The organism is Flavonifractor sp. An91 (assembly GCF_002159225.1).
In the GTDB taxonomy this organism is placed as follows: Bacteria; Bacillota; Clostridia; order Oscillospirales; family Oscillospiraceae; genus Flavonifractor; species Flavonifractor avicola.
The window spans coordinates 70,757-95,838 of record NZ_NFHA01000009.1 but is presented as its reverse complement, the minus strand read 5'-3'; the positions used below and the strand labels follow the sequence as shown (position 1 = coordinate 95,838).

Sequence of the window (25,082 nt, the reverse complement as noted above, 5' to 3'; positions counted from 1 at the left end):
GATCTCCGCAAACCAACAAGATGGAGAGGAAATCTTCTTCCTTTTTCTCTGTTCTTTTACTTTTCATGCAAAAAACCTGCTCTGGCTTGATTGTCACAGCAGGTTTTTCTACAAGCTGAGAAGAGGCGGCACTGCCGCCTCTTCCCTGTTTTCCTTAGATCTTGGCGCAGATGAGATCGCCCATCTGCTTGGTGCCGATGGGGGTGACCCCCGGCTCGGCGATGTCGGCGGTGCGCCAGCCCTCGGCCAGCACAGCGTCCACGGCGGCCTCCACCGCGTCGGCCTCGGCGGCCAGGTGGAAGGAGTAGCGGAACATCATGGCCACCGACAGGATAGTGGCGATGGGGTTGGCCTTGTCCTGGCCCGCGATGTCGGGGGCGGAGCCGTGGATGGGCTCGTAGAGGCCGGGGGCGGTGTCGCCGATGGAGGCGGAGGGCAGCAGGCCGATGGAGCCGGTGACCATGCTTGCCTCGTCGGACAGGATGTCGCCGAACATATTCTCGGTGACCACCACGTCAAACTGGCCGGGATCACGGACCAGCTGCATGGCGCAGTTGTCCACCAGCACGTCCTCGTACTGAACGTCGGAATACTCCTCCGCCAGACGGTGCATGACAGAGCGCCACAGGCGGGAGGTTTCCAGCACGTTGGCCTTGTCCACGGAGGACACCTTCTTCCGGCGGAGGCGGGCCAGCTCAAAGGCACGGCGGCCGATGCGCTCGATCTCCTTCTCGGAATAGGCCATCCGGTCGGCGCACTCCACGCCCCGGTCGGGGGTGTCATACTTCTCCCGCTGGCCGAAGTAGATGCCGCCGGTGAGCTCACGGACCATCATCAGGTCAATGCCCTTCTCGGCAGTCTCCTTCTTCAGGGGGCAGGCGTCCGCCATGGCAGGCCGCAGGGCGGCGGGGCGCAGGTTGGCGTACAGGCCCAGATCCTTGCGGATGGCCAGCAGGGCGGTCTCGGGCCGCTGCTCGGCGGGCTTGTCGGAACCCCACTTGGGGCCGCCCACCGCGCCCAGCAACACGGCGTCGCAGGCCTTGCATTTCTCGGCGGTGCCGTCGGGGTAGCTCTTCCCCACCGCGTCGGTGGCGCAGCCGCCCAGCAGCACGTCCTCATAGGTAAAGCTGTGGCCGAACTTCTTGCCCACGGCCTCCAGCACCTTGACGGCTTCACCCACTACCTCGGGGCCGATGCCGTCGCCCCGGATCAAAGCGATTTTGTAATTCATTTGGCCACACCTCGCGCTTTCAGGGAGTTGAGCAGGCCGCCGGCCTGGATGATGTTGTCCACGAAGGCCGGGAAAGGCGCGGCCTGCCAGGTCTTGCCCTGGGTCTCGTCGGTGATGGTGCCGGCGGCAAAGTCCACGCTCACAGTGTCCCCCGCCTGGATGGCGGCGGCAGCCTCGGGGCTCTCCATGATGGGCAGACCGATGTTGATGGCGTTGCGGTAGAAGATGCGGGCGAAGGAGGGGGCGATGACGCACTTCACGCCGCAGGCCTTGATGGACAGGGGGGCGTGCTCCCGGGAGGAGCCGCAGCCGAAGTTGGCCCCGGCCACGATGATGTCGCCCTGCTCCACGGTGGAGGCGAAGTTGGCGTCAATGTCCTCCATGCAGTGGGAGGCCAGGGATTTTTCGTCGGGGGCGTTGAGGTACCGGGCGGGGATGATCACGTCGGTATCCACGTTGTCGCCGTACTTATATACTTTCAAGGATGTCACCCTTTCTTATTTGGTGCCTTGGGACCCGCCGCAGGCGGGACGCGCCAAGTGGCGCGTGCAAGCGTTTTGCACTGCAAAACCTTGCCGCAGGGGCAATTCACTTGCCCCGAGGAAGAAAAATATGGGGGCCCGAACGCTGTTTACAGCGTTCGGGGATCGGCCACGCAGCCCGCCACCGCAGAAGCGGCGGCTACAGCGGGGTTGGCCAGAATGATTTCGGAGGACACGGGGCCCATGCGGCCCACGAAGTTGCGGTTGGTGGTGGAGATGGCCCGCTCGTTGTCGGAGAGCACGCCCATGTGTCCGCCCAGGCAGGGGCCGCAGGTGGGGGTGGACACGGCGCAGCCCGCCTCGATGAAGGTCTGGATCAGGCCCTCGGCCATGGCGTCCAGGGTGATCTGCTGGGTGGCGGGGATGACGATGCAGCGCACCCCGTCGGCCACCTTGCGGCCTTTGAGGACCGCCGCCGCCTGCCGCAGGTCGTCCAAACGACCATTGGTGCAGGAGCCGATGACCACCTGGTCGATGTGGGTGCCCTCCACCTGGTCGATGGTGCGGGTGTTGGAGGGCAGATGGGGCAGGGCCACCGTGGGCTGGAGGGTGTTCAGATCAATGACGATCTCCCGCTCGTACTCGGCGTCAGGATCGGCCTCCACCGCCTCCCACTCACGGGTAACACGGCCCTTCAGGTAGGCCCGGGTCTTGTCGTCCACCGGGAAGATGCCGTTCTTGGCGCCCGCCTCAATGGCCATGTTGGCGATGGTGAAGCGGTCGTCCATGGACAGCTCCCCTACCCCTTCCCCGGCGAACTCCAGGGACTTGTACAGAGCGCCGTCCACGCCGATCATACCGATCAGGTGGAGGATCACGTCTTTACCGGACACATAGGGCTGGAACTTGCCGGTGAGGGTGACCTTGATGGCGGCGGGCACCTTGAACCAGGCAAGGCCGGTGGCCATACCGGCGGCCATGTCGGTGGAGCCCACGCCGGTGGAGAACATACCCACCGCGCCGTAAGTACAGGTGTGGGAGTCGGCGCCGATCATGCACTCGCCGGGGGCGGTGAGGCCTTTCTCGGGCAGCAGGGCGTGCTCCACGCCCATGCAGCCCACGTCATAGAAGTGGGTGATGTTGAATTCCTTGGCAAATTCCCGGGCCTGGGCGCACAGCTGGGCGGACTTGATGTCCTTGCAGGGGGTGGAGTGGTCCAGCACCAGGGCGATCTTGTCTTGATCAAATACCTGAGTCAGTCCCGCCTTGCGGAACTCGGTGATGGCGACGGGCGCGGTGATGTCGTTGCCCAGCACCAGGTCCAGCTTGGCCTCCACCAGCTGGCCGGGTACCACCTGGTCCAGTCCGGCGTGGCGGGCCAGGATCTTTTGGGTCATGGTCATTCCCATACGAGGGCGCCTCCTTATTTCTTGTTGGTATCAGCATACCATACCCCCTTGCCAGAAGAATGTAAACCATGCTACAATCTTACCGTAAGGGCAGGGCTTGTCCCCGCCCGAAAGGAGGAAACCGCCATGCTGCGCAACATCTGGACGCCTCTGGCCGACGGCCAGCCCATTCTGCACAAGGAGCCGGGAGAGCTGATCTATCTCCAGGACACCCGGGCGGATTGCTTTTATTATATTGTATCGGGCACCGCCAAGTGCTTCATCAGTTCCCCCGAGGGCGAGGAGCGTATCCTCACCCTCCCCCATGCCGGCGAGCTGATGGGCGAGGCCGCCTTCTTTGACGGCCAGCCCCGGGTATCCTCCGCCATGGCGGTGACCAAATGCCAGCTGGTGGCGGTGGACCGGCAGCACCTGACCCAGGTCTTTGCCGCCCATCCCGATCTGGCCATCGCCATGCTGGAGGATCTGGCCCGCCGTGTGCGGATGCTGTCCGGCCATGTGGACGGGGACTTCCTCCAGGCGGACAAGCGCATCGCCCGCCACCTGCTGACCATCCTGCCCTGGCCGGAGGATACGGTGCGCTGCACCCATGAGGAGATTGGTGCCTCGGTGGGGGTGAGCCGGGTAACGGTAAGCCGGGTGCTGGGGGAATTAGACAAACGGGGCTGGATCAAGACTGGCTACAAGAGCCTGAAGCTGACAGACCGCCGGGGCCTGGAGGGCTTTTTGCAGGATGGAAACTGAACCTTGTATTTTTATGATTTCCCCTGTACATTTCTGGCAGAAGCCGGTATAATAAACTTTCTGTAAAACGCGAGAAAACCCGATTTATGGGGAGGAATTAGATTTGTTCACCATCAAGAGCTATGTGTTCCCCGAGAACCTGGCCGAGGCCGACGAGCTGCTCCAGCGGGACACCCGGACCAGCGTCATTCTGGGTGGCTGCTGCTGGCTGAAAATGGGCCGCCGCCGCATTGGCCGCGCCATTGACCTGACCCGGCTGGGCCTGGACCAGATCGAAGTGAAGGACGGCTATCTGGAGCTGGGGGCCTCGGTCACCCTCCATCAGTTGGAGACTCACCCCGCCGTCACCTCCCGCTTTGACGGCATTCTGGGGGACTGTGTATCCCACATCGTGGGGGTACCCTTCCGCAACTGCGCCACCGTGGGAGGCTCTGTATTCTCCCGGTTCGGCTTCTCCGACCTGACCTGCGCCCTGCTGGCGCTGGACGCCACCGTGGTGCTCCATCGGGGCGGCGAGCTCCCCCTGGCGGAGTTCATGGCCTCCCCCATCGCTTTCAACGATATCCTGCTGAAGGTACGCATCAAAGACGACGGCCGCCGGGCCGCCTATCAGAGCGTCCGCCGCTCCACCACCGACTTCCCCACCCTGGCCGCGGCGGTGAGCTGCCGGGGCGGCCAGTGGACCGTGTCGGTGGGTGCCCGTCCCGCCCGGGCAGTGCGGTGCGAAAGCGCCGCCGCCTGCCTCAACGAGGGCAAGGGGGCCGCAGCCGCCGGACAGGCCGCCGCTGAGGAGCTGACCTACGGCACCGACCTGCGGGCGGGGGCCGACTACCGGAAGAAGCTGGCCGCTGTACTGGTGCGCCGGGCGGCAGAGCAGTGCATGGAGGAGAACAAGGGATGAAAGTCAAGATCACCGTCAACGGGATGCTGTACAACAAGCACATCCCCAACGATATGATGCTGCTGGAGTTTCTGCGCAAGTACGGCTACGTCAGCGTGAAGCGGGGCTGCGACACCAGCAACTGCGGCCTGTGTACCGTGTGGGTGGAGGGCAAGCCGGTGCTGTCCTGCTCCTACCCCGCCGCCCGGGCCGACGGCCTCCACGTCACCACCCTGGAGGGTGTGAAGGACGAGGCCGCCTCCTTCGGCCGATACATGACCGCCCAGGGCGCCGAGCAGTGCGGCTATTGCAGCCCCGGCTTCATCATGGCTGTGCTGGCCATGCGCCGGGAGCTCACCGACCCCACCGAGGAGGAAATCTCCAACTATCTGGCGGGCAACCTGTGCCGCTGCTCCGGCTACGCCGGTCAGACCCGGGCCCTGCGGGCCTGGCTCCACGACAAGCCCTGGGAGAAGGAGGGTCAGGCATGAATCTGAAATTCGTCAATCAGGCCATCCCCAAGCTGGACGGCGCCGCCCTCACCGGCGGCAAGGGCGTGTACACCGAGGACATGGTGCCCCGTGACTGCCTGGTGGTGCAGGTGCTCCGCAGCCCCCACGCCCACGCCCGCATCAAGTCTATCCGCAAGGACGCCGCCAGCCGGGTGCCCGGCATTTCCTGCATCCTGACCTGGGAGGACGTGCCCCAGATCCGCTATACCCTGGCAGGCCAGTCCTACCCGGAGCCCTCCCCCTACGACCGCTACATCCTGGAGCGCACCGTCCGCTATGTGGGCGACCCGGTGGCCATCGTGGCAGGCCGGGACAAGGACTGCGTGGCCCGGGCCCTGCGGATGATCCAGGTGAAGTACGACATCCTGGAGCCGGTGCTGGACTTTGAGACCGCTCTGGACAACCCCATTGTGGTTCATTCGGAGGATGACTACTTCCACCACTTCGACATCGGCGGCGACCAGAAGCGCAACCTGGTGTCCAGCGGCTGCGACGCCGACGGCGACGTGGATGCCGCCATGGCTGCCTGCGACGTGGTGGTGGATCAGACCTATTATACCAAGGCCAACGCCCAGGCCATGATGGAGACCTTCCGCACCTATACCTATCTGGACCATAACCGGCGGCTCAACGTGGTATCCTCCACCCAGGTGCCCTTCCACTGCCGCCGCACCATCGCCCGTGCTCTGGGCCTGCCCAAGAACATGGTGCGGGTGGTGAAGCCCCGCATCGGCGGCGGCTTCGGCGCCAAGCAGACCCTGGTCAGTGAGCTCTTCCCCGCCCTGGTCACTCTGCGCACCGGCAAGCCCGCCAAGATCGTGTATACCCGGAAAGAGTCCTTCCAGGCCTCCAACAGCCGCCACCAGATGCGGGTCCACGTCAAAGTGGGCGCCATGAAGGACGGCACCATCAAGGCGGTGGATATGCACGCCCTGTCCAACGCCGGTGCTTACGGCGAGCACGCCTCCACCACCATCGGCCTGGTGGGCCACAAGAGCATCCCCCTCTACGCCCGGCAGGCCGCCTTCCGCTTCTCCTGGGACGTGGTGTATACCAACACCATGGCCGCCGGTGCCTTCCGCGGTTACGGCGCCACCCAGGGCTGCTTTGCCATGGAGTCCGCCATGAACGAGCTGGCGGAGAAGCTGAACATGGACCCGGCCCAGCTGCGGCTTATGAACCTGCCCCGGGTGGGGGAGCACATGGCCGCCTACTACAACGAGCCCCTCACCAGCTGCAAGCTGCCCCAGTGCATTGAGCGGGGCATGGAGATGATCGGCTGGAAGGAGAAGTACCCCTGCGTCAAGGTGGACGACCACCGCGTCCGGGGCGTGGGCATGGCGGTGACCATGCAGGGCTCCGGCATCTCTGCCATCGATACCGCGTCGGTGACCATCAAGCTCAACGACGACGGCTACTATACCCTGATGATCGGCGCCACCGATATGGGCACCGGCTGCGACACCATCCTGGCCCAGATGGCCGCCGAGATTCTCAACTGCCCCATGGACCGCATCACCGTGGACGGGGTGGATACCGACCACTCCCCCTTTGATACCGGCTCCTACGCCTCCAGCACCACCTACGTCACCGGCATGGCGGTGGTGAAGGCCTGCACCGAGCTCAACGAAAAGATCGCCGCTGAGGGGGCCCGCCGCCTGAACATCCACCCCGAGCGGGCGGAGTTTGACGGGGACAAGGTGTACGACCGCACCAACCCGGAGACCTCCATCACTCTGGACAAGCTGGCTCAGGACCTGGTGGTGGGCGAGGGCACCCAGTGGCTCACCGCCACCGCCAGCCATTGCAGCCCCACCTCTCCCCCGCCCTTCATGGCGGGCTTTGCCGAGGTGGAGGTGGACCTGGAGACCGGCGAGACCAAGGTCGTGGACTATGTGGGCGTGGTGGACTGCGGCACCGTCATCAACAAGAACCTGGCCCGGGTCCAGGCCGAGGGCGGCATCGCCCAGGGCATCGGCATGGCCCTGCTGGAGGACATCAACTACGACCCCAATGGCCAGATGGTCAACTCCACCTTCATGACCTACAAAATCCCCTGCCGCACCGACCTGCCGGAGATCCGAGTGGAGTTTGAGGAGAGCTACGAGCCCAACGGTCCCTTCGGGGCCAAGTCCATCGGCGAGGTGGTCATCAATACCCCCTCCCCCGCCATCGCCCAGGCGGTGTACAACGCCACCGGCGTGCGGGTGCGCTCTCTGCCCATCACCGCCGAGAAGATCCTCATGGGCATGGAACCCTGATCCAAGACACAAAAAACCGCTGCAATCCCTGTGGATTGCAGCGGTTTTTCTCTTGTGCTCAATGGACCGTGATGGACTGAGCAATGTCCTCGAAGTCGTCGTCATAGTCGCCGGATACGCTGGTGAAGGTAATGACATCCGTAAAGTCCTTGCCGAACAGATAGTACTGGGTGCCTATCATGTCCACGCCGTTCATGCCGACGCCATAGGAACAGATGATGGCGTCAACGCCCCCCACCGTGGTTTTCTCAAAGGACAGCATCCCGCTGTACCCGTTCAGGGAGGTGGCGTAGTAGTTGTCGATCACGTCCTCGTCGTAGTTGTCGATGCTGTCCGCTGAGGTTTTGAGGATGTTGATGTTGTCGGTCCGCGCCGGGTAGTCGGGGCAGTAGATGATGGGGAAGGAACCGCTCTCGTCCACCTCATAGCCCTCCGGCAGTTCAATGGACACATGGTCGTAGGTATAGATATTTCCCACCAGGCCGTCGCCGCCGGAGCAGCCGGCCAGGCACACCAGCACGGCGGCCAACACACACAGGGTACGTCTTTTCATCGGGATCTCTCCTTCTTCTCTTTCTGGGTCCTCTCTGCCTGATACGATACAACATTTCCCAGTCCGAAGCAAGACGTACCGGCCATGCTCCCGCCTTTTCTTACAGGATGATGCAGATCAGCCCGCCGGAACCCTCGTTGATAATGCGCTGGAGGGTCTCCTGCAGCTTGGACCGGGCGTCCTCCGGCATCCGCTTGAGCTTGGCGTTCAGATCCTCGCTGACCAGCTCGTGGAAGGACTTGCCGAAGATGTTGGACTGCCAGATGGCCTTGGTGTCCCCCTCAAACTCCTGAAGCAGGAAGTTGACCATCTCCTCGCTCTGCTTCTCGTTGCCCACGATGGGAGAGACTTCGGTCTCAATGTCCGCCCTTATCATATGTATGGAGGGGGCCGAGGCTTTGAGGCGCACCCCGTACCGGCCGCCCTGGCGGACGATCTCCGGCTCCTCCAGCACCAGTTCGTCGGTGCCGGGCACCACGATGCCGTAGCCGGTAGCCTTCACCTCCTCCAGAGCGCCTGCCACCTTGTCGTACTCGGCCTTGATCCGGGACAGGCGGCTCAAAAGCTCCAGCAGGTCCCCATCGTCGTGGATGGTGAAGCCGGACTGCTGGGACAGGGTGTCGTAGAACAGGCTGCGGGGCAGCTCCAGGTCGGCGGCGGCCAGACCGGTGCCCAGATTCATGGAGGTGACCTGGGCACGGCTCACCGTGTCGCACTCCCCCATGGCGGCCACCGTGCTCTCCACGTCCCGGATGCGGCGCATCCCCTTGGCGCTCTCCCGGATAGCGGCGTACAGTCCGTGTTTGATAGGGTGATCCCAGGGCAGGGCATCCACCCAGGGGGGCAGAAACAGATCCAGCTCCTTCACCGGGAACTCGTACAGCACCCCCTTGATGATGCCGGTCACTGCCTCCTCCTCCAGCTCCAGGCAGTTGACGCACACGCAGGTGACATCATATCGGGAGGCGATGTCCGCCCGGATGGCCTGAGCCCGTTCCGACCGGGGCTGGGCGGAGTTAAGCACCACCAGGAAGGGCTTACCCAGCTCCTTCAGCTCGGTGATGACCCGCTCCTCCGCCTCCAGGTAGTCCTCCCGTGGAATGTCGGTAACGGTACCGTCGGTGGTGACCACGATGCCGATGGTGGAGTGCTCGGCAATGACCTTCCTGGTGCCGATCTCGGCGGCCTCGGTCATGGGGATGGGCTCGGGGAACCAGGGTGTGGTCACCATCCGGGGCACGTCGTCCTCCAGAGAGCCCACCGCCCCGGGCACCAGATAGCCCACGCAGTCGATGAGCCGCACCTTGAAGGTGGCCCCGCTGTCCATGGTGACCTCCACCGCCTCCTCGGGGACGAATTTGGGCTCGGCGGTCATGATGGTGCGGCCCGAGCCGCTCTGGGGCAGCTCATCCTTGGCCCGCTCCCGGCGGTAGACGTTCTCGATGCCCGGGATGACCATGGTCTCCATGAACCGCTTGATGAACGTGGATTTTCCAGTCCGCACCGGCCCCACCACGCCGATATAGATATCCCCCTCAGTCCGCAGGGCGATATCCTCATAGAGCTTGCGTTGTTCCACTGGCAATTCCTCCTTCGGCCATGTTAAGCCGGCGTTTTCTCTACATAGGTATGGGGATAAGCCGTGGATTATTCATGGAGGACGGAAAAGGGCCTGTTGCAAAATGCGCAGCTCGTACAAAGACCCGTCATTCCGAGAAAAACGGCCGCCCGGTGGGCGGCCGTTTTTCGTGGGAATCCGCCCCTTTTGCCGGGGAAACGGATTGCCACGCCAGTGCGCGCACTGGCTCGCAATGACAGGCTTGTGCAAAACAGCTATTTTGCAACAGGCCCTGCAGCTTGTCGAAAAAGCCTCGCAGAGTTCGCGCCCGCAGGCGCGAATAAAGTCAAATCCGTTTTCAGTCGCGACATGTGCGTGACTGAAAACACTTCTCAGGCTGCAAGTGTGGATTTTGTCCGCCTATGGCGGGCAAAATCTGCGCGCGGCAGACTGCAACCTACTCGAAAAAGTGGCGTGCCACTTTTTCGACAGTCTCAAGGACCCCGCCGAAGCGGGGTCCCGGAAGGTTACTGCATGGATTCCACAATGGAGTCGGCCAGAGACTCCAGCTCGGCAGCCTTGTCGGCGTGGAGGGCGGAGGCGATGGACAGACGGTCATTGAGGACGGTCATGTTCTTCAGCTCCTCATCCACGAACTTCTGCATCAGGTCGCCCGACTTGGGTGCCCAGGAGCCGTTCTCGATGAGGGCAAAGGTACGGTTCTGGAGGTTGAGGCCCTTCAGGTGCATGAGGTAGTCGTGCATCACGGGGTAGATGCCCAGATTGTAAGTGACGCTGGCCAGCACAATGTGGCTCAGCCGGAAGGACTCGCTGACCAGGTAGGACACATGGGTGTTGGATACGTCATACACCCACACGTTGGTGACGCCCTTCTCGCACAGCTTGGCGGCCAGCGCCTGGGCGGCGGCCTCGGTGTTGCCGTACATGGAGGCGTAGGCAATCATGACGCCCTTTTCCTCCGGCTCGTAGCGGCTCCACTTGTCGTACTTGTCGATGAAGTAGCCCAGATCCTTCCTCCATACGGGACCGTGGAGGGGGCAGATGTACTTGATCTGGTCCAGAATGGTGCCGGCCTTCTTCAGCAGCAGCTGGATGTGGGGGCCGTACTTGCCCACGATGTTGGTGAGGTAGCGGCGGGCGTCGTCGATCCAGTCACGGTCGAAGTTGACCTCGTCGGCGAACATCTTGCCGTCCAGGGCTCCGAAGGAGCCGAAGGCGTCGGCGGAGAAGAGAACGCCGTTGGTGGTGTCGAAGGTAACCATGGCCTCAGGCCAGTGGACCATGGGGGCCGCCACGAAGGTGACAGTGTGCTTGCCGAAGGTCTGGGTGTCCCCCTCCTTCACCTCGATGAGCTCATGGCCGTCGATCTGGAAGCCGAACTGGCGCATGAAGAGGAAGGACTTCTCGGTGGAGATCACCTTCACCTGGGGCCAGCGCAGCAGGATCTCCTCGATGGAGGCGCCGTGGTCAGGCTCCATGTGGTTGATAACCAGGTAGTCCAGGGGCCGCTCCCCCAGCAGATGCTCCACGTTCTCCAGCAGCTGGCGGCAGGCGGACCAGTCCACGGTGTCAAAGAGGACGGTCTCTTCGTCCAGTAGCAGATAGGCGTTGTAGCTGACGCCCCGGGGAATGGGATGGATGTTTTCAAACAGGTGGAGCCGGTGGTCGTTGGCACCCACCCAGTACAGATCTTCCGTCACATTGCGGACACAATACATGATAGTCCCTCCTTCTATATGGTTGCGCGTCTCCGCGCACGATGTTGTCATGCTCCGGCGGCTCCGCTACGGCCCACTGTTCCCCGCTCCGCGAAAAATGCCGCTCCGCCCACCGGGCGTCGCCTGTTTTTTCGTCTGCGCGGCGCACTGTGGCCCTGCTGCGCACGCCTGCGCACTCAGGCCTCAATGAACATATCCTTGCTCTCGGCGCACTCGGGGCACACCCACTCCTCGGGCAGGTTTTCAAACAGGGTGCCGGGGGCCACTTCGGCGTCTGGGTCGCCCAGCTCGGGCACGTACTCGTAGCCGCAGCCGCCGCAGACATACCGCTTGCCGATGGGCTCGGGCTTGGGAGGCGCGGGGCGCTTCATCTTCACCATGGGAGGCGCGGGCTGCTTCTCCCCGGTGTCCAGGGCGGCGGCCAGCAGAGGCAGGATTTCGTTGACGTCGCCCACGATGCCATAGTCACAGTTCTTGAAGATGGGTGCGTTGCCGTTCTTGTTGATGGCCACGATGGTGGAGGCGTCCTTGATGCCCTTCAGGTGCTGGATGGCGCCCGAGATGCCGCAGGCGATGTACAGATTGCCCTTGAACTTCTGGCCGGACATACCCACATACCGGTCCAGGGGCACATACTTCAGCGTCTCGGCCACCGGGCGGGAGGAGCCAATGGCGGCGCCGGCAGCCTTGGCCAGATTCTCCACCAGCTTCATGTTCTTCTTGTCCCCGATGCCCTGACCGGCGGAAACTACACGCTCGGCCTGGCTGATGGGGGTATCCATGGGGATACCAACAGTAAAGTCATGGCCATCCTTCTTCAAGTGCTCCACCAGAGCGTTGACCTGATCGGCGGCGCTCCCCTCCTTCAGCAGGATGCGCTTGCGCACGCCGGTGACGGGGGCGGGCTTCTTGGGCCGGCTGGAGGAGCCACCCTCGCTCTTGGGGGGCTTGCCCATGATAGCGGAGGAGATGACCACCCGCTGGATCTCGTTGGTGCCCTCGTAGATGGTGGTGATCTTGGCGTCCCGGTACATCCGCTCCACGTCCATGCCCTTGAGGAAGCCGGTGCCGCCGAAGATCTGGACGGCGTCGTTGGTGACCTCCAGGGCGATGTCGGAGGCGTACATCTTGGCCATGGCAGACTCGGTGCCGTAGGGCTCGTGGTGCTCCTTCAGGTCGGCGGCGGAGTAGACCAGCATACGGGCACAGCGGATTTTGGTTGCCATATCGGCCAGCTTGAAGCCGATGGACTGGTTGAAGCCGATGGGCTTGCCGAACTGGACCCGCTCCTTGGCGTATTCCACGGCGGCCTCATAGGCCCCCTGGGCGATACCCAGCGCCTGGGCCGCGATGCCGATGCGCCCGCCGTCCAGGGTGGACATGGCGATCTTGAAGCCCTGGCCCTCCTTGCCCAGCAGGTTCTCTTTGGGCACCTTCACATCGTTGAAGATCAGCTCAGCGGTGGAGGAGGAACGAATGCCCATCTTGTCGTAGTGGTCGCCGAAGGTGAAGCCCTCCCAGCCCTTCTCCACGATGAAAGCGGAGATGCCCCGGGTGCCGATGTCGGGGGTGGTCACAGCAAAGACCACATAAGTATCTGCCTTGGGGGCGTTGGTGATGAAGATCTTGCCGCCGTTGAGGAGCCAGTGGTCCCCCTTGTCCACGGCGGTGGTCTCAGTGCCGCCGGCATCCGAGCCGGCGTTGGGCTCGGTGAGGCCAAAGGCGCCGATCTTCTCGCCCTTTGCCAGGGGCACCAGGTACTTCTGCTTCTGCTCCTCAGTACCGTAGGCGAAGATGGGCCAGGAGCCCAGGGACACGTGGGCCGACAGGATGACGCCGGTGCCGCCGTCCACCCGGGACAGCTCCTCCACCGCGATGGCGTAGCTCAGGGCGTCCAGTCCGGCGCCGCCGTACTCCTTGGGATAGGGGATGCCCATGAGCCCCATCTCCCCCAGCTTCTTGATGGCCTCGTCGGGAAAGAGATTTTCCTTGTCCATCAGGAAGGCCTGGGGCTTCACCTCCGCCTCAGCGAAGGCCCGGATCTGAGCCCGCAGGGCCTCGTGTTGTTCCGTGGTCTTAAACAGCATGGTGTCGTCCTCCTTGTCTATATTTTTAATCAGTAATGAGAATCATTATCTTCTATGGGCATATTAACACATCCTAACAGAGTATGTCAATAGGAATTTCACCATTTTAACAAAATATTTCCCATATGAGAACCAGGAATTAGAAGAACAGACAGCGCATCCCACATCAAATGGGACGCGCTGTCTGTTCATTGGGCACAATATTGTTCTTTCAGCACCGCCATCAGGGCCTGAAGGCGGCTGTCTTTGATGGAATAGGTAACGAACTGGCCGTGCTTCTCCGCCTGGACCAGTCCCCCATCCTTCAGCTTGTGCAGGTGCTGGGACAGGGCGGGAGCGGTGATGTTGGGCACGCTCTCCCCCAGCTCCCCCACCGTCTTGGGTCCGTCCAGCAGGGCGCACAGGATGAGCAGCCGGTTCTCGTTGGCCATCTGGGCCATAAGCGAAGCGATGGTTTGGGCCTTTTCCCGCAGTTGTTCGTCCATATGCTTACCTCCGGCAGCCGGAACAGGCGGCGCAGGCCCCCGCCGGGGCCTTGCCTGCCCGCAGGGTGCAGATCAGCTGGGTCATGGTGCCCATGGGGCAAAACACGCACCAGGTCCGGGGCTTAAAGAGCACCATAACGATAAGGCCGATAAGGGTGGAGGTAAGCATGATGGAGTAGAACCCGAAGGCGAACTGGGCCACCCAGGGAGCAAAGAGGGTGCCGTGATAGGCCCAGTGCCAGGGCACCTGGAAGGTCCAGAACAGCTTGACGAACTCCCCAATGTCTCTGGCTCCCGCCCCTACCAGGTAGGTGGTAAAGAGCATCTGGAAAAACATCACGAAGAAAAAGATGAGAAAGCCGTACCGGAAGGCTTTGGTCCGCATCCACCGGGGGGTGGGCTTGTTCCGGGACAGCTTGAGCCGCTCACCCAGCAGGGACAGGAACTGCCCCCGGTCGCAGTAGCGGTTGCAGTAGAGCTTGCTGCCGCCGAAGATGGCGATGAGCAGTGGCAGACAGAAGAAGATCATGCCCAGCCAGGCAAAGAGGATGTTGAAGAACCCCAATCCCAGATAGATGGGGGTGACGATCCACAGATAGTCGTACCAGTGTTTTTTCTTGTTCATGCGCCCACCTCCCGATCCCGCAGTTCAATGGTGCCAGCCGGGCACTCTTTGGCGCACTTGCCGCAGCCCACGCACTTCTCCCGGTCCACCTGGGCGATGACTCCACGCCAGATGGAGATGGCCGACATGGGGCACACCTTTACACAGCAGCCGCAGGCCACGCAGTGCTTCCCCACAGCGGCATAACGCTTCGACGCCATAGATCGTCCTCCTAGCAATTAAGTAATTAAGCAATTACTAATATAACAGAACCACCGCCGGAATGCAAGCGGAAAAATCGGGGCGATGCGCGCTCCATCAAAAATGGCCGCCAAATGGCGGCCATTTTCTCGGCTTATCGTTTTCTTGGGATGAGCAGCAGCTGTCCGTCGGGTAGCTCCTCCTCCTCCAGGGCATTGGCCTGCATCACGTCCCGGGCGGTGGTGCCGTAGGCCTTGGCGATGTCCCACAGCCGCTCTCCCCCGCTCACCATCCGCAGCACGATGGAGGGCTGACCGGCGTGGTCAATGGGGGCATTCTCATCGAAGGACACGGCACTGACGGCGGCAACCTTGCTGCCGGTAAGGGCCAGCCAGGCAAAGCGTACCGGGAACCGGACCTCCGCGCCCCCAGAGGCAGGCGCCCCATACACCGGGGCGGTGCAGGAACACCGGCAGGAGCACCGTGCCCCCTCGGGCAGATCCACCGGGCAGGATACGGGGATGATGCGGGTGACAGCCGCCGTCTCCCCCGACTCGGTGCGGCAGAGCAGATGTACATTGGCCTGAACGGTGAGGGATACCCGCTCCCCCTCCCGGTTTTGGGTCACGTCTCCCATGGTCACATAGGCGTCCAGCACGTCCTGGGGGGCCACGCCGGTTTCCAGCAGCTCCCGGACGGCCACCTCCCGCTCTCCCCGGTCAGCCACCCGGCTCAGGTCCATGGTGCGGATCTCGTTGTCCAGCTGATAGAGGGTGGAGTACACGTCGGTAAGCAGGGTGAGGCTCCGCTCCTCCCGGATCACCGCCTGGGCCAGCAGGCCCATGGTTACACTGATGGTGCGGCCGTCCCCGTCGTCCAGCTCACAGCTCAGATCAGTGAGGATCAGGCCCACCTGACACATGGCCTCCTCCCCGGCGCCGCTCACCTCCATCAGCTGGGAGATGGGCAGCTCGAACTCCCCGGTGCTCAGCCCGCCGTCGGCACAGCGGTAAAGCACCTGGAGCCGGGCGGAGCCCTTGAAAATCAGCTTGCTGCCGATGACTTTGGCCTCCCCGCACTCCAGGGACACCCGCCACTTCAGCAGGGCCTCGGCCTCCGGGCGGCTGCCCGCCAGGGTAAGCTCGTCGCTGAATGGGAAGGGTTTTTCCTGTACACACACTGTCACACAGGTGTCACAGCTCTGACTGAGCTGCTCCACCCCCGCCTGCTCCGGGTCCAGCACCGAGGCGGGAGCCCAGTCAGACACCGGTGCAAACACCTGTACGTCCACCACCAGGTCAGCCCGCACCAGCACCTTCCGGGGGTTGACCAGCCGGGCGTCCGCCCCCCGCAGCCGGGGCTGGGCCACCACCTTGCAGCCGGGGGTGATGTCGGGGGAATCGGCGGTGCAGGTGAAGGGCAGATCCACCTCCAGCCGCCGCAGACCCACCTCCCCGTCGGGCTGGCAGAGCAGCAGGGCGTGGATGGTGCCGGACAGCTCCACCCGGCCCTCCATGGCCTCCTTCCTATGGAGGCACACCACACCTTCGGTATCGCAGACCTCCAGCAGGTCCGGGCAGGCGTCGGGCACGATGCTCTCTACCGTCTCCTCCTGCGCCACGGCGGCGTCCAGCACCCCGCGAAATCCGTCCAGCGCCGTCCGTTCCAGTTCCAGTTCCATAGCGTTCCACTCCTTGTACGGGCCATTGCCCAGACTGATTGCTGCTAGGGCAATATATGTACAAGGTGGTCCGGCTATGACCGGCTTTCCGGCGCCAGGTCGGATTTTTTGATGCCGAATACCAGCCTCAGCAGGCTGCTGAGGGCTTTGGGGGACTTCACTACCACGATCTTCATACCTTATGCCTCCCTGTCAAGCCAATATCGTTTGAGCCAGCCAAAGCCCCGGCGGCCCATCCAGGCCCCGGCCACAAAGACCGCCAGAGTGCCCGGACGAAACAGCAGCACCGCGCCCGCGCCGCACAGCGCCGCCGCGGCAAGAGCCTTCTTGCCCTCCAACGTCAAAACAGCCGCCTCCCTTCACTGGTTCTGTCCCAGTATACGCGCAGGAAGGCGGTTGTGTTCATGCCTCAAAGGCGGACGATAAAACAGGGGGCGGCTTTTGCCGCCCCACATGAGGTATTCAGTATGCTTTTATGGTTCCCGCTGGCTGCGGATCACCAGCACTGCCCCCTCCTCCACAGAGATCTCCATCACCGGCCCGGAGGGCTCGTTGCTGACGGTCAGGGTATCCCCACGGGTGAGTTCCGCTCCTTCCAGAGGGTATTTGACGCCACACAAGGTAACACCCTTTACAGTTTTGTCAAGGGGGATGATGGACAGATAGTGGTAGTGGGGCGCATCTTCCAGCATAAGACCGCCGTTTTCCAGAAAACGCACCTCATTGTCCCCGTCGGCCATGACAGCTTTGCCGCCCCGGCGGGCGATCCACTCCAGCAGCACCAGATTGGAGGCGGTGTGGTCCAGCCTGCCGCCGGTGCAGCCGCACAGCAGCAGCTCTTTGCACCCCTGTTCCAAGGCCCAGTGGGCCGCCGCCTGGAGGTCGGTAAAGTCCTTCTCCACCGGCAAGGTGGCATAGGGCACGTCCCCGGCGGGGCCGCCGCCGGAGTCCCAGTCCCCGATGAGGTAGTCCGGTTTCAGCCCGGCGGCCAGAGCGGTTTGCAGCCCGCCGTCGGCGCAGATCACCGTCCAGTCCTTTCCCTCCAGATACGCCCCCAGAAAAGCCAGGTCGGCGCAGGGGGCTGCGCCGACGATGAGGGCCTGTTTGGTTATTTTCTCTGCCATTCCGGCACTTCCTTTGCCTGCTGGTACAGCCGCACATAGCTCTGGTGACGGCTGGCCGGGATCTCCCCTGCTTTTACCGCCGCAAGGACTGCACAGCCTTTTTCCTTTACATGGGCGCAACCGGTAAACCGGCACTGGTCCAGATAGGGAGCGAACTCCCGGAAGGTGTATTGCAGCTCCTCCGGCCGCCGCAGCTCCATCTCCTCAGTATCAAAGGAGGAGAAGCCGGGGGTGTCGGCCACGATGGCCCCGCTGTCCAGCCGGAACAACTCCACATGGCGGGTGGTGTGGCGGCCACGGCCCAGCTTGTCGGACACCTCGCCCACCCGAATATGGAAGTCGGGCTGGAGGGCGTTGAGAATGGAGGACTTGCCCACACCGGAGTTTCCTGTAAAGGCAGAAACCTTTCCAGAGATTGCGGTAGAGAGGGCGTCAATGCCCTCCCCTGTCTCGGCACTCACCCGCAGGGTAGTGAAGCCCGCCTTGGTGTAGGTGTCATACAGGCTGTCCGCCCCGTCCAGATCGCACTTGTTGAGGACAATGATGCTCTCGCAGTCCCGCCCCTCGGCAATGGACACCACCCGATCGATGAGGAAGGGGTCGGTGACCGGAATGGCCCCGGAGGCCACCACCACCAGCTGGTCGATGTTGGCCACCGCCGGGCGCTGGAACTCATTTTTCCGGGGCAGAATGGCGTCCAGGATGCCGCTCTCCCCCTCCAGGGGAGTGAACTCCACCCGGTCCCCCACCAGGGGGCTCACCTTCTGGTGGCGGAATTTGCCGCGACCCCGGCAGGCGGTGAGCCTGCCGGAGCCGTCGTCCACATAGTAGAAGCCGCTGAGGGCTTTTAAGATGATCCCTTCCATATCAGCCGAAGTCTTTGGGCTCGCTCAGGCTGAGCTGGCCGTCGAAGTAGACGCCGACGGTCTGGGTGCCGCTGCCCTTCAGGGACACCGTCACCAGCTGCTGAACCGTATCCAGGGTCTTGCGGTACTGCTCCTGTCCGTCCACCGTGATTACCACCTCCACGCTGTCCCGATCCCGGGGCAGATTGACGGTGTAGGAGATGGTTTTCAGCTGGCTGCTGGGGGACTCGGTGGGCTGGTCGGTGGGCGGAGTGGACTCATTGGGATCGGTGCTGGGCTGGGTGGTGGGTTCGCCGGCGGAGGGGTCGGAACCCTTGCTCACCCGCAGGCGGATGGTCTGGCCCTTCTCCACCTCGGTGTTGGGATCGATGCTCTGCCAGCACACATGGCCAGCTTCCACCGAGTCGTCGTACACCTCTTCCACAGAGACCGTCAGGCCCAGCTTGTCGGCGGCGTCACGGGCGTCCTGCTCCGTCATGGTCACAAAGTTGATGACGGTCACCGGCTCCTCCTTCGGGCCGGTGCTCACCACCAAGGTCACCTTGTCCACGCCCTCCAGGCTGGCGTCGGCCTTGGGATCGGTGGAGATGACGTAATCCTTGGTCACGTCCTCGCTGGCCTCCTCCTGGATCACCAGGTTGCCCTTCTCCTCGCTGTAGCCCAGGGCGTTAAGCTCGCTGATGGCGATCCGCTTGTCGCGGTCCACCAGGTTGGGCATAACGCCCTCCTCCAGCTCGTCGGAGTCGCTGCCCTTACTCAGATCCACGGTAATGGTAGCGCCCGCCTGGGCGTTACGGCCGCTCTCCGGGTCCTGAGATACGATTTGACCGGCAGGCAGACTGCTGTCCACCGTATTGCCGACCACGATATGGAAGCCAGCCTCCACCACGTCGGAGTGCTGCTCGGCCTCCTCCACGGTCATGCCAATGAGCTTGGGCACATTATACTGAGTGGAACTGCCGCCGCCCAGGCCATTGAAGAAGGAGAACCACAGGAACACACCCATGCCCACCAGGAACAGAGCCACCGCACCGATGGCCAGGAAGATGGGCAGACGGCTGTTGGCGCCCCGGACCTCCTCATAGTCATCCTCGTACCGCTTATTTTTGGTACGGCTGCGGGGGTCCTCCTCCCGCCGGGGACCTCTGGACCGGGTCCAGGTATCCTCCTCATAGCGGTCGGCGTGGGCGGGCTGGGTCCGCACATTACTGGGTGTATTGGCCCCCAGCACCTGGGTAGGCTCATCCCCTTCGGTGACCAGCAGATCCGCCGGGGTATAGTCAAAGTTGATGGAGGGATTCTTGCGGAACTCCTCCAGGTCGGCCAGCATGGCGTCGGCGGAGATATACCGCTGGTTCACGTCGGAGGCCATGGCCTTCATGGTGATGGCCTCCAGGGCCTCGGGGATCTCCGGATCGATCTCCCTGGGAGACAGGGGGATGGAATTGATATGTTGGATGGCCACCGCCACCGGGGAGTCCCCCTCATAAGGCAGGCGGCCGGTGATCATCTCATAGAGCACCACACCGGCGGAGTAGATGTCGCTGCGGGCATCGATGTGGCTGCCCCGGGCCTGCTCGGGGGAGATATAGTGGACCGAGCCCAGGGCCTCCTGGGTCAGGGTAGCCTGTGCCGAGGAGGTGAGCCGGGCGATGCCGAAGTCGGCCACCTTCAGGGAACCGTCCCGCAGCACCATCACATTGTGGGGCTTGATGTCCCGGTGGATAATGCCCCGGCTGTGGGCGTGGGACAGGGCCTTCATGATCTGGGTGATAAAGTGAAGGGCCTCCCGCCAGGCCAGCTTGCCGCCCTTCTTCTGCATATACTGCTTGAGGGTGATGCCGTCCAGCAGTTCCATGACGATATAGTCCAGTTCGGGCGTGTGGGACACGTCGTACACCGCCATGATATTGGGATGGGACAGCATGGCGACAGCCTGAGACTCATCGTGGAAGCGGCGGCGGAACTCGGCGTCAGAGGCCAGCTCCTCCTTCAGGATCTTGATGGCCACCAGCCGGTTGAGCCGGTGATCCCGGCCCTTGTACACCACGGCCATGCCGCCGATGCCGATGCGCTCCAGAATTTCATATCGGTTGTCGAGTAATTTCCCTATGTACTGATCCATAGTTCATTACCCCCTTTTCAAAGGATCTGGAAGAGGACCGCCGTCACGTTGTCCGGCGCACCTCTTGAGATGGTGATGTCCAGCAGCCGCTGGCAGCAGCCGGCGGGATCTCCCCCGTGGATGACTTCATAGAGCAGCTCCTGGTCGGAGAGGATGTTGCTCAGCCCGTCGGAGCACAGCAGCAGGTAGTCTCCGCTGACCAGCTCCCGCTCATACAGGTCGGCCCGGATGCGCTCCTCCGCGCCCAGAGCCCGGGTGATCAGGTTCTTTCGGGGATGAGTGCGGGCCTGTTCCGGGGTGATATCTCCCCGGGCCACCATGTCCTCCACCACCGAGTGGTCCCGGGTGAGCCGGGTGATCCCCTCTTCGTTGATGTGGTAGGCCCGGCTGTCTCCGATGTTCAGCAGGTAGGCGGTGTTCTCCACCACCATCACCGCCACCATGGTGGTGCCCATACCGAAGCAGTCGGGATCGGAACTGGCCCGGCGGTATACCGCGCCGTTGGCCTCCTCCGCCGCACGGGCCAGCACCGCCGGCGGCGGGGTATCCGGCTCGCCCTGGGCGTGCTGGAGGGTATCCACGAAGGTCTCCACGGCAATGAGGCTGGCGATGTTGCCCGCCTTGGCGCCGCCCATACCGTCGCACACCACGCCCACAGCCAGGTGTTCCGACGGCACATCTAAGTAATACCCGTCCTGATTCTGGGTACGCACCACGCCTTTATCGGTGATGCCCCACGCTTTGATCATAGTGAATCAGCCTCTTTTCCAGCCGGTCGGCCCTGCTGCCCGGGCCTGCGGCAAAACAATGGAACTGGCGTTTAGCCAGTGCAGCTTAATCATCGGTATGCAGCATGGCCTTCCTGCGGAGCTGACCGCAGGAGGCGTCGATGTCCCCGCCCAGCTTGCGCCGCACCGTGGCAGTGATGCCGTGGGACTCCAGGCGCTTCTGGAACTGGGCCACCCGGCGGCTGGGCTTGAGAGGGCTTTCCGCCACATGGTTCAGGGGGATCAGGTTCACATGGCCCGGGGTGCCCTTCAGGTGACTGGCCAGCAGGTCAGCCTGCCAGTCGGAATCGTTCACCCCGTCCACCATGGCGTACTCATAGGAGATCCGCCGCCCGGTCTTTTCAAAATACCGGCGGCAGGTGTCAAAGAGCTTCTCCACGCCCACGCTTCTGTTCACCGGCATGAGCTTGCTGCGGGTCTCGTCGTCGGGGGCATGGAGGGATACCGATAGGGTTAATTGTAACTGATGCTCGGCCAGTTTGTCAATTTTTTCGACCAGACCGCAGGTGGACAGAGAGATGTGGCGCATCCCGATGTTGAGTCCGTCGGGGCTGTTGACCAGGGATAGGAACCGCAGCACCGTATCGAAGTTGTCCAGGGGTTCGCCGATGCCCATGAGCACAATATTGCTGATGGTGTGGCCGGAATCGATCTGCGTAAAGAGCACCTGGTCCAGCATCTCAGCAGGTGTCAAGTCTCTTACCTTGCCACCAAGAGTGGAGGCACAGAAGGCGCACCCCATGCGGCAGCCCACCTGAGAGGAGATACACACAGTATTCCCATGATGGTAGCGCATCAAAACGGTTTCAATGCAGTTTCCGTCGGATAAGCGCCATAAGTATTTGATGGTGCCGTCCAGAGCGGACACCTGCTTGCGCTCCACCTCCGGCGGACACAGGATGCAGTCGGCCTTCAGCTTCTCCCGCAGGGCCTTGGACAGGTTGGTCATCTCATCGAAGGAGCGCACCCCCCGGTGGAGCCACTGAAAGACCTGTTTGGCCCGAAAGGCGGGCTCCCCCAACTCCTTCAAATAGGCGGTCATCTCCGCCAGATCCATAGATTTGATGTCAGTCATGTTACTCTCCCCTGCCGGGCCTTTCCGGCGGTATCAGTCCGTATTTTCTATGGAGGAACGCAATCATCTCCTCCGCCGTGGGCTCCCGCTCCGGAGGCGTTGGCTTGACGGGGTGGGCATAAGGGGCCGGGCCTGGCTCCAGAGGACACTGGGCCCGGAAGGACCCGGTCTGGACCCACACCTGGGCAAAGCACCAGCCATGGTCCTGCTCATACTCCAGATTTTCCGGCAGCGCCTGAATCAGCTCCTGGAATTCCGGAACCGCCAGCAGCTTGGGGTGGTAAGCGCTCTCCCGCCACAGCTCCAGACCCAGGGCGGGAAATTCATAGGTACAGGCCAGCTCATGGTCCTCACAGTCACACACATAGCCGGTCTCTTTGGCCAGGGCCAGGATCAGGTCCTCGGCGTGGGTACCCATCAGATCCAGGCCTCGGTACAGGACCTTGAGATCCTCGCACCGGTCCAGTCCAATGCGGCTCAGCTTTCCGTCCTCATACTCCAGTTGGAAGCTCTGGGGCGAGCCGTACCCGCCGAAGCGGTGCCACACCTCCACGGCTTGGTGCTCTTCCTCATTCAACTTGTCCAGGGCGTCCTCCGCCTCGGCCTGGGTCATGCCCAGGGCGAAGGGACCCATGCCCTCGTTGGGCCGGACCTCATACACCCCCCGCATCCGCCGCAGCTTGGCGAAGAAAAAGCCGTCGGTGCCGTGGCGGTGGGGCCAGCAGGTCACCATGCCCTCCCTGGCGCCTTCAAAGTCGCCGGGCAACTGAAAACGCTCTAATGTAAAGTCTTTATGCTTGTCTAAAAATGCCCGCACTACGTCCTCATTCTCCCGCTCCAGCAGAGTGCAGGTGGCATAGAGCAGCACACCGCCTGGACGGACGTAGCGGCACACATTGTCCAGAATGGCCTTCTGGACCCGGGGCAGCCCCTCCAGGGGCTTGGGGTCCTTATAGCGGATGTCCGGCTTCTTGCGGATGATACCCAGGCCGGAGCAGGGCACGTCGGCCAATACCAAGTCAAATCCGTCAAGGAATTCTTCTTTACACTCCCTGCCGTCCAGCACTTCCGCTGTAATACAGTCCAGGCCTAACCGCTTGGCTCCCGCCTGGATCAGGTCCATCTTATGTGGGTGGATGTCGCAGGAGACCACCTTTCCCTCGCCCCACATGGCAATGGCGGCGGCAAAGGACTTGCCGCCGGGGGCGGCGCAGGCGTCCAGCACGTCCATGCCTTCTCTGGGGTCGGCGGCCAGCACCGCCAGCTTGGCGGCGGCGTCCTGAATGTAAAAGAGGCCCTCCCGGAAGGCGGTCAGCTCCTCCAGGCTGCCGGTGTGAGACAGCAGCAGGCAGTTTGGCAGCCAGGGATGAGGCTGGACCTCCACTCCCTCCGCCCGGAGGGAATCGGTCACTTCTTCCACCGTGGCCCTGGTGGTGTTCACCTGGGCGCAGGTGGGCGGCTCCCCGTTGTTGGCCGCCATAAGGGCGGCGGCCTCCTCCCTGCCCAGCCGGCGGGTAAAGAGGTCGGCCAGCCACTGGGGATGGCTGTACCGCACCGCCGGGTCCTCCGGCGGCTCCAGGCTGTCCTTCTGCCGCACCAGGGACCGAAGCACACCGTTCACCAGACCGGCGGACCGGGGATTCTTGGAGCCCTTCCGTGCCAGATCCACCGCCTCGCTGACGGCGGCGTGGTCGGGCACTCTGTCAAGGAATAACACTTGATAGGCCCCCAGCCGCAAGCTGTTGCGGACAGCGGGCTCCATCTTTTCCAGCTTCACCGTGGACAGCTTGCCCAGGTAGTAGTCCAGCAGCAGCCTGTTCTGGAGCACACCAAAGCACAGCCGGGTGGTCAGGGCTGCGTCCCGGCTGTCCAGTCCGGCGGTACGCAGGATCTTCTTCAAAAAGCCGTCCGACCAGGCGCCCTGCTGTTCGCAGGCCACCAGGGCCCGGAGGGCCGCTTCTCTGGCAGTCATATGTCAATCCCTCCGGCGGCTGTTAAAAGCCAGGATATAGCGCAGCAGCTGGGCAATGGACACCAGCAGAGCGGCCACATAGGTCATGGCGGCAGCCCCAAGCACCTTCTTGGCCCCACGCAGCTCCTGGTCGTCCAGCATATGGGTATCCTGCAAAGATTGGATGGCTCTGCGGGAGGCGTTGAACTCCACAGGCAGGGTGACCACCTGGAAGAAGGCGGCCACGGCAAAGAGCACCACACCCACGGCAAACAGGGGCCTGGAATACAGGACAAAGCCCAGGATAATGAGCAGGATGGAGATCTGGGAGCTGAAGTTACATACCGGGATGATGGCCCCTCTCAGTTTGATAGGACCGTACTCCTGGGCGTACTGGACGGCGTGGCCCGCCTCATGGGCGGCCACTCCCACCGAGGCGATGCTGGTGGAGCCGTACACCGCGTCGGACAGGCGGATGGTATTGGTCCGGGGATCATAGTGGTCGGTAAGCTTACCGGACACCCGGGTGATGCGCACGCCGTACACCCCGTGGGCCTTCAGTACCTCCTCCGCAGCCTGTGCGCCGGTAAGGCCCCGGCGGCTGGCAATGCGGGAATAGCGGTTGAAGGTGGACGACACGTTGATCTGGGCCAGCAGGGCGATGAGCATAGCTGGCACCAGAATGATCCAGTAATAGGTGTCAAAATAGTAGAAAAAGGGCATAAT

General features: G+C 62.8%; 24 protein-coding genes. 4 read left to right on the top strand and 20 right to left on the bottom strand.

What is annotated here, in order from left to right:
* Positions 1–154: 154 nt before the first annotated feature.
* From leuB to leuC, 3 genes are all read right to left on the bottom strand, one after another.
* Positions 155–1,231: a 3-isopropylmalate dehydrogenase gene (gene leuB, locus B5G42_RS07665; RefSeq protein ID WP_087187951.1), complete on the bottom strand. Its 1,077-nt coding sequence runs from the start codon at positions 1,229–1,231 to the stop codon at positions 155–157.
* A complete protein-coding gene (locus B5G42_RS07660) occupies positions 1,228–1,713 on the bottom strand; it encodes a 3-isopropylmalate dehydratase small subunit (protein ID WP_087268654.1) in 486 nt (161 codons plus the stop codon). The genes leuB and B5G42_RS07660 overlap by 4 nt, the downstream gene beginning before the upstream one ends.
* A 149-nt stretch (positions 1,714–1,862) precedes the next feature.
* Positions 1,863–3,122, bottom strand: coding sequence for a 3-isopropylmalate dehydratase large subunit (gene leuC, locus B5G42_RS07655; RefSeq protein WP_087268652.1), 1,260 nt, complete (start codon positions 3,120–3,122; stop codon positions 1,863–1,865).
* Between the two features lie 126 nt (positions 3,123–3,248).
* On the opposite strand from leuC, the gene B5G42_RS07650 reads away from it, so the two are divergent.
* The 4 genes from B5G42_RS07650 (at position 3,249) to B5G42_RS07635 (ending at position 7,519) form a co-directional block, all read left to right on the top strand.
* Positions 3,249–3,866 carry a Crp/Fnr family transcriptional regulator gene (locus B5G42_RS07650; protein ID WP_087268649.1) on the top strand — a complete coding sequence of 206 codons (618 nt, stop codon included), beginning with the start codon at positions 3,249–3,251 and terminating at the stop codon, positions 3,864–3,866.
* A gap of 103 nt (positions 3,867–3,969) precedes the next feature.
* Positions 3,970–4,767 carry an FAD binding domain-containing protein gene (locus tag B5G42_RS07645; RefSeq protein WP_087268646.1) on the top strand — a complete coding sequence of 266 codons (798 nt, stop codon included), beginning with the start codon at positions 3,970–3,972 and terminating at the stop codon, positions 4,765–4,767.
* The gene (locus B5G42_RS07640; RefSeq protein WP_087268644.1) at positions 4,764–5,237 is read left to right on the top strand and encodes a (2Fe-2S)-binding protein; all 474 of its coding nucleotides are present in this window, start codon (positions 4,764–4,766) and stop codon (positions 5,235–5,237) included. The genes B5G42_RS07645 and B5G42_RS07640 overlap by 4 nt, the downstream gene beginning before the upstream one ends.
* A 2-nt stretch (positions 5,238–5,239) precedes the next feature.
* Positions 5,240–7,519: a xanthine dehydrogenase family protein molybdopterin-binding subunit gene (locus tag B5G42_RS07635; protein ID WP_087268662.1), complete on the top strand. Its 2,280-nt coding sequence runs from the start codon at positions 5,240–5,242 to the stop codon at positions 7,517–7,519.
* A gap of 58 nt (positions 7,520–7,577) precedes the next feature.
* Here the strand turns inward: B5G42_RS07635 and B5G42_RS07630 are convergent, their stop codons facing one another.
* From B5G42_RS07630 to B5G42_RS07560, 17 genes are all read right to left on the bottom strand, one after another.
* Positions 7,578–8,072 carry a hypothetical protein gene (locus B5G42_RS07630; RefSeq protein ID WP_087268641.1) on the bottom strand — a complete coding sequence of 165 codons (495 nt, stop codon included), beginning with the start codon at positions 8,070–8,072 and terminating at the stop codon, positions 7,578–7,580.
* 100 nt (positions 8,073–8,172) lie between these two features.
* Positions 8,173–9,651 (bottom strand): stage IV sporulation protein A, encoded by a 1,479-nt coding sequence (gene spoIVA / locus B5G42_RS07625; RefSeq protein WP_087268638.1) that lies wholly within the window; start codon positions 9,649–9,651, stop codon positions 8,173–8,175.
* 506 nt (positions 9,652–10,157) lie between these two features.
* Positions 10,158–11,369, bottom strand: a complete 1,212-nt coding sequence (locus B5G42_RS07620; RefSeq protein ID WP_087268636.1) for an FprA family A-type flavoprotein — start codon at positions 11,367–11,369, stop codon at positions 10,158–10,160.
* Between the two features lie 176 nt (positions 11,370–11,545).
* Positions 11,546–13,456 (bottom strand): acyl-CoA dehydrogenase family protein, encoded by a 1,911-nt coding sequence (locus B5G42_RS07615; protein WP_087268633.1) that lies wholly within the window; start codon positions 13,454–13,456, stop codon positions 11,546–11,548.
* Positions 13,457–13,644: 188 nt separating this feature from the next.
* Positions 13,645–13,941, bottom strand: a complete 297-nt coding sequence (locus B5G42_RS07610) for an ArsR/SmtB family transcription factor (RefSeq protein ID WP_242955348.1) — start codon at positions 13,939–13,941, stop codon at positions 13,645–13,647.
* Positions 13,942–13,945: 4 nt separating this feature from the next.
* On the bottom strand, positions 13,946–14,566 hold the full coding sequence (locus tag B5G42_RS07605) for a 4Fe-4S binding protein (protein WP_087268631.1): 621 nt from the start codon (positions 14,564–14,566) through the stop codon (positions 13,946–13,948).
* Positions 14,563–14,766: a 4Fe-4S binding protein gene (locus B5G42_RS07600; protein ID WP_087268628.1), complete on the bottom strand. Its 204-nt coding sequence runs from the start codon at positions 14,764–14,766 to the stop codon at positions 14,563–14,565. The genes B5G42_RS07605 and B5G42_RS07600 overlap by 4 nt, the downstream gene beginning before the upstream one ends.
* A gap of 134 nt (positions 14,767–14,900) precedes the next feature.
* Entirely contained in the window at positions 14,901–16,427 is a 1,527-nt protein-coding gene (locus B5G42_RS18855) for a DUF3794 and LysM peptidoglycan-binding domain-containing protein (protein ID WP_087268625.1), read from the bottom strand.
* Positions 16,428–16,501: 74 nt separating this feature from the next.
* On the bottom strand, positions 16,502–16,603 hold the full coding sequence (gene spoVM / locus B5G42_RS17865) for a stage V sporulation protein SpoVM (RefSeq protein WP_140399822.1): 102 nt from the start codon (positions 16,601–16,603) through the stop codon (positions 16,502–16,504).
* A 3-nt stretch (positions 16,604–16,606) separates the two neighbouring features.
* Positions 16,607–16,771: a hypothetical protein gene (locus B5G42_RS18115; protein WP_158098701.1), complete on the bottom strand. Its 165-nt coding sequence runs from the start codon at positions 16,769–16,771 to the stop codon at positions 16,607–16,609.
* 129 nt (positions 16,772–16,900) lie between these two features.
* Positions 16,901–17,551 (bottom strand): thiamine diphosphokinase, encoded by a 651-nt coding sequence (locus B5G42_RS07590; RefSeq protein WP_087268622.1) that lies wholly within the window; start codon positions 17,549–17,551, stop codon positions 16,901–16,903.
* The gene (gene rsgA / locus B5G42_RS07585; RefSeq protein WP_087268619.1) at positions 17,536–18,417 is read right to left on the bottom strand and encodes a ribosome small subunit-dependent GTPase A; all 882 of its coding nucleotides are present in this window, start codon (positions 18,415–18,417) and stop codon (positions 17,536–17,538) included. Before rsgA ends, B5G42_RS07590 begins: the two co-directional genes overlap by 16 nt.
* A gap of 1 nt (position 18,418) precedes the next feature.
* A complete protein-coding gene (gene pknB, locus B5G42_RS07580; RefSeq protein ID WP_087268615.1) occupies positions 18,419–20,542 on the bottom strand; it encodes a Stk1 family PASTA domain-containing Ser/Thr kinase in 2,124 nt (707 codons plus the stop codon).
* Between the two features lie 17 nt (positions 20,543–20,559).
* A complete protein-coding gene (locus B5G42_RS07575; RefSeq protein ID WP_087187936.1) occupies positions 20,560–21,291 on the bottom strand; it encodes a Stp1/IreP family PP2C-type Ser/Thr phosphatase in 732 nt (243 codons plus the stop codon).
* An 85-nt stretch (positions 21,292–21,376) separates the two neighbouring features.
* The gene (rlmN, locus tag B5G42_RS07570) at positions 21,377–22,405 is read right to left on the bottom strand and encodes a 23S rRNA (adenine(2503)-C(2))-methyltransferase RlmN (RefSeq protein WP_087268613.1); all 1,029 of its coding nucleotides are present in this window, start codon (positions 22,403–22,405) and stop codon (positions 21,377–21,379) included.
* A 1-nt stretch (position 22,406) separates the two neighbouring features.
* Positions 22,407–24,377, bottom strand: coding sequence for a 16S rRNA (cytosine(967)-C(5))-methyltransferase RsmB (gene rsmB / locus B5G42_RS07565; RefSeq protein ID WP_087268610.1), 1,971 nt, complete (start codon positions 24,375–24,377; stop codon positions 22,407–22,409).
* A 3-nt stretch (positions 24,378–24,380) separates the two neighbouring features.
* The gene (locus B5G42_RS07560; RefSeq protein WP_087187933.1) at positions 24,381–25,079 is read right to left on the bottom strand and encodes a zinc metallopeptidase; all 699 of its coding nucleotides are present in this window, start codon (positions 25,077–25,079) and stop codon (positions 24,381–24,383) included.
* Between the last annotated feature and the right edge of the window lie 3 nt (positions 25,080–25,082).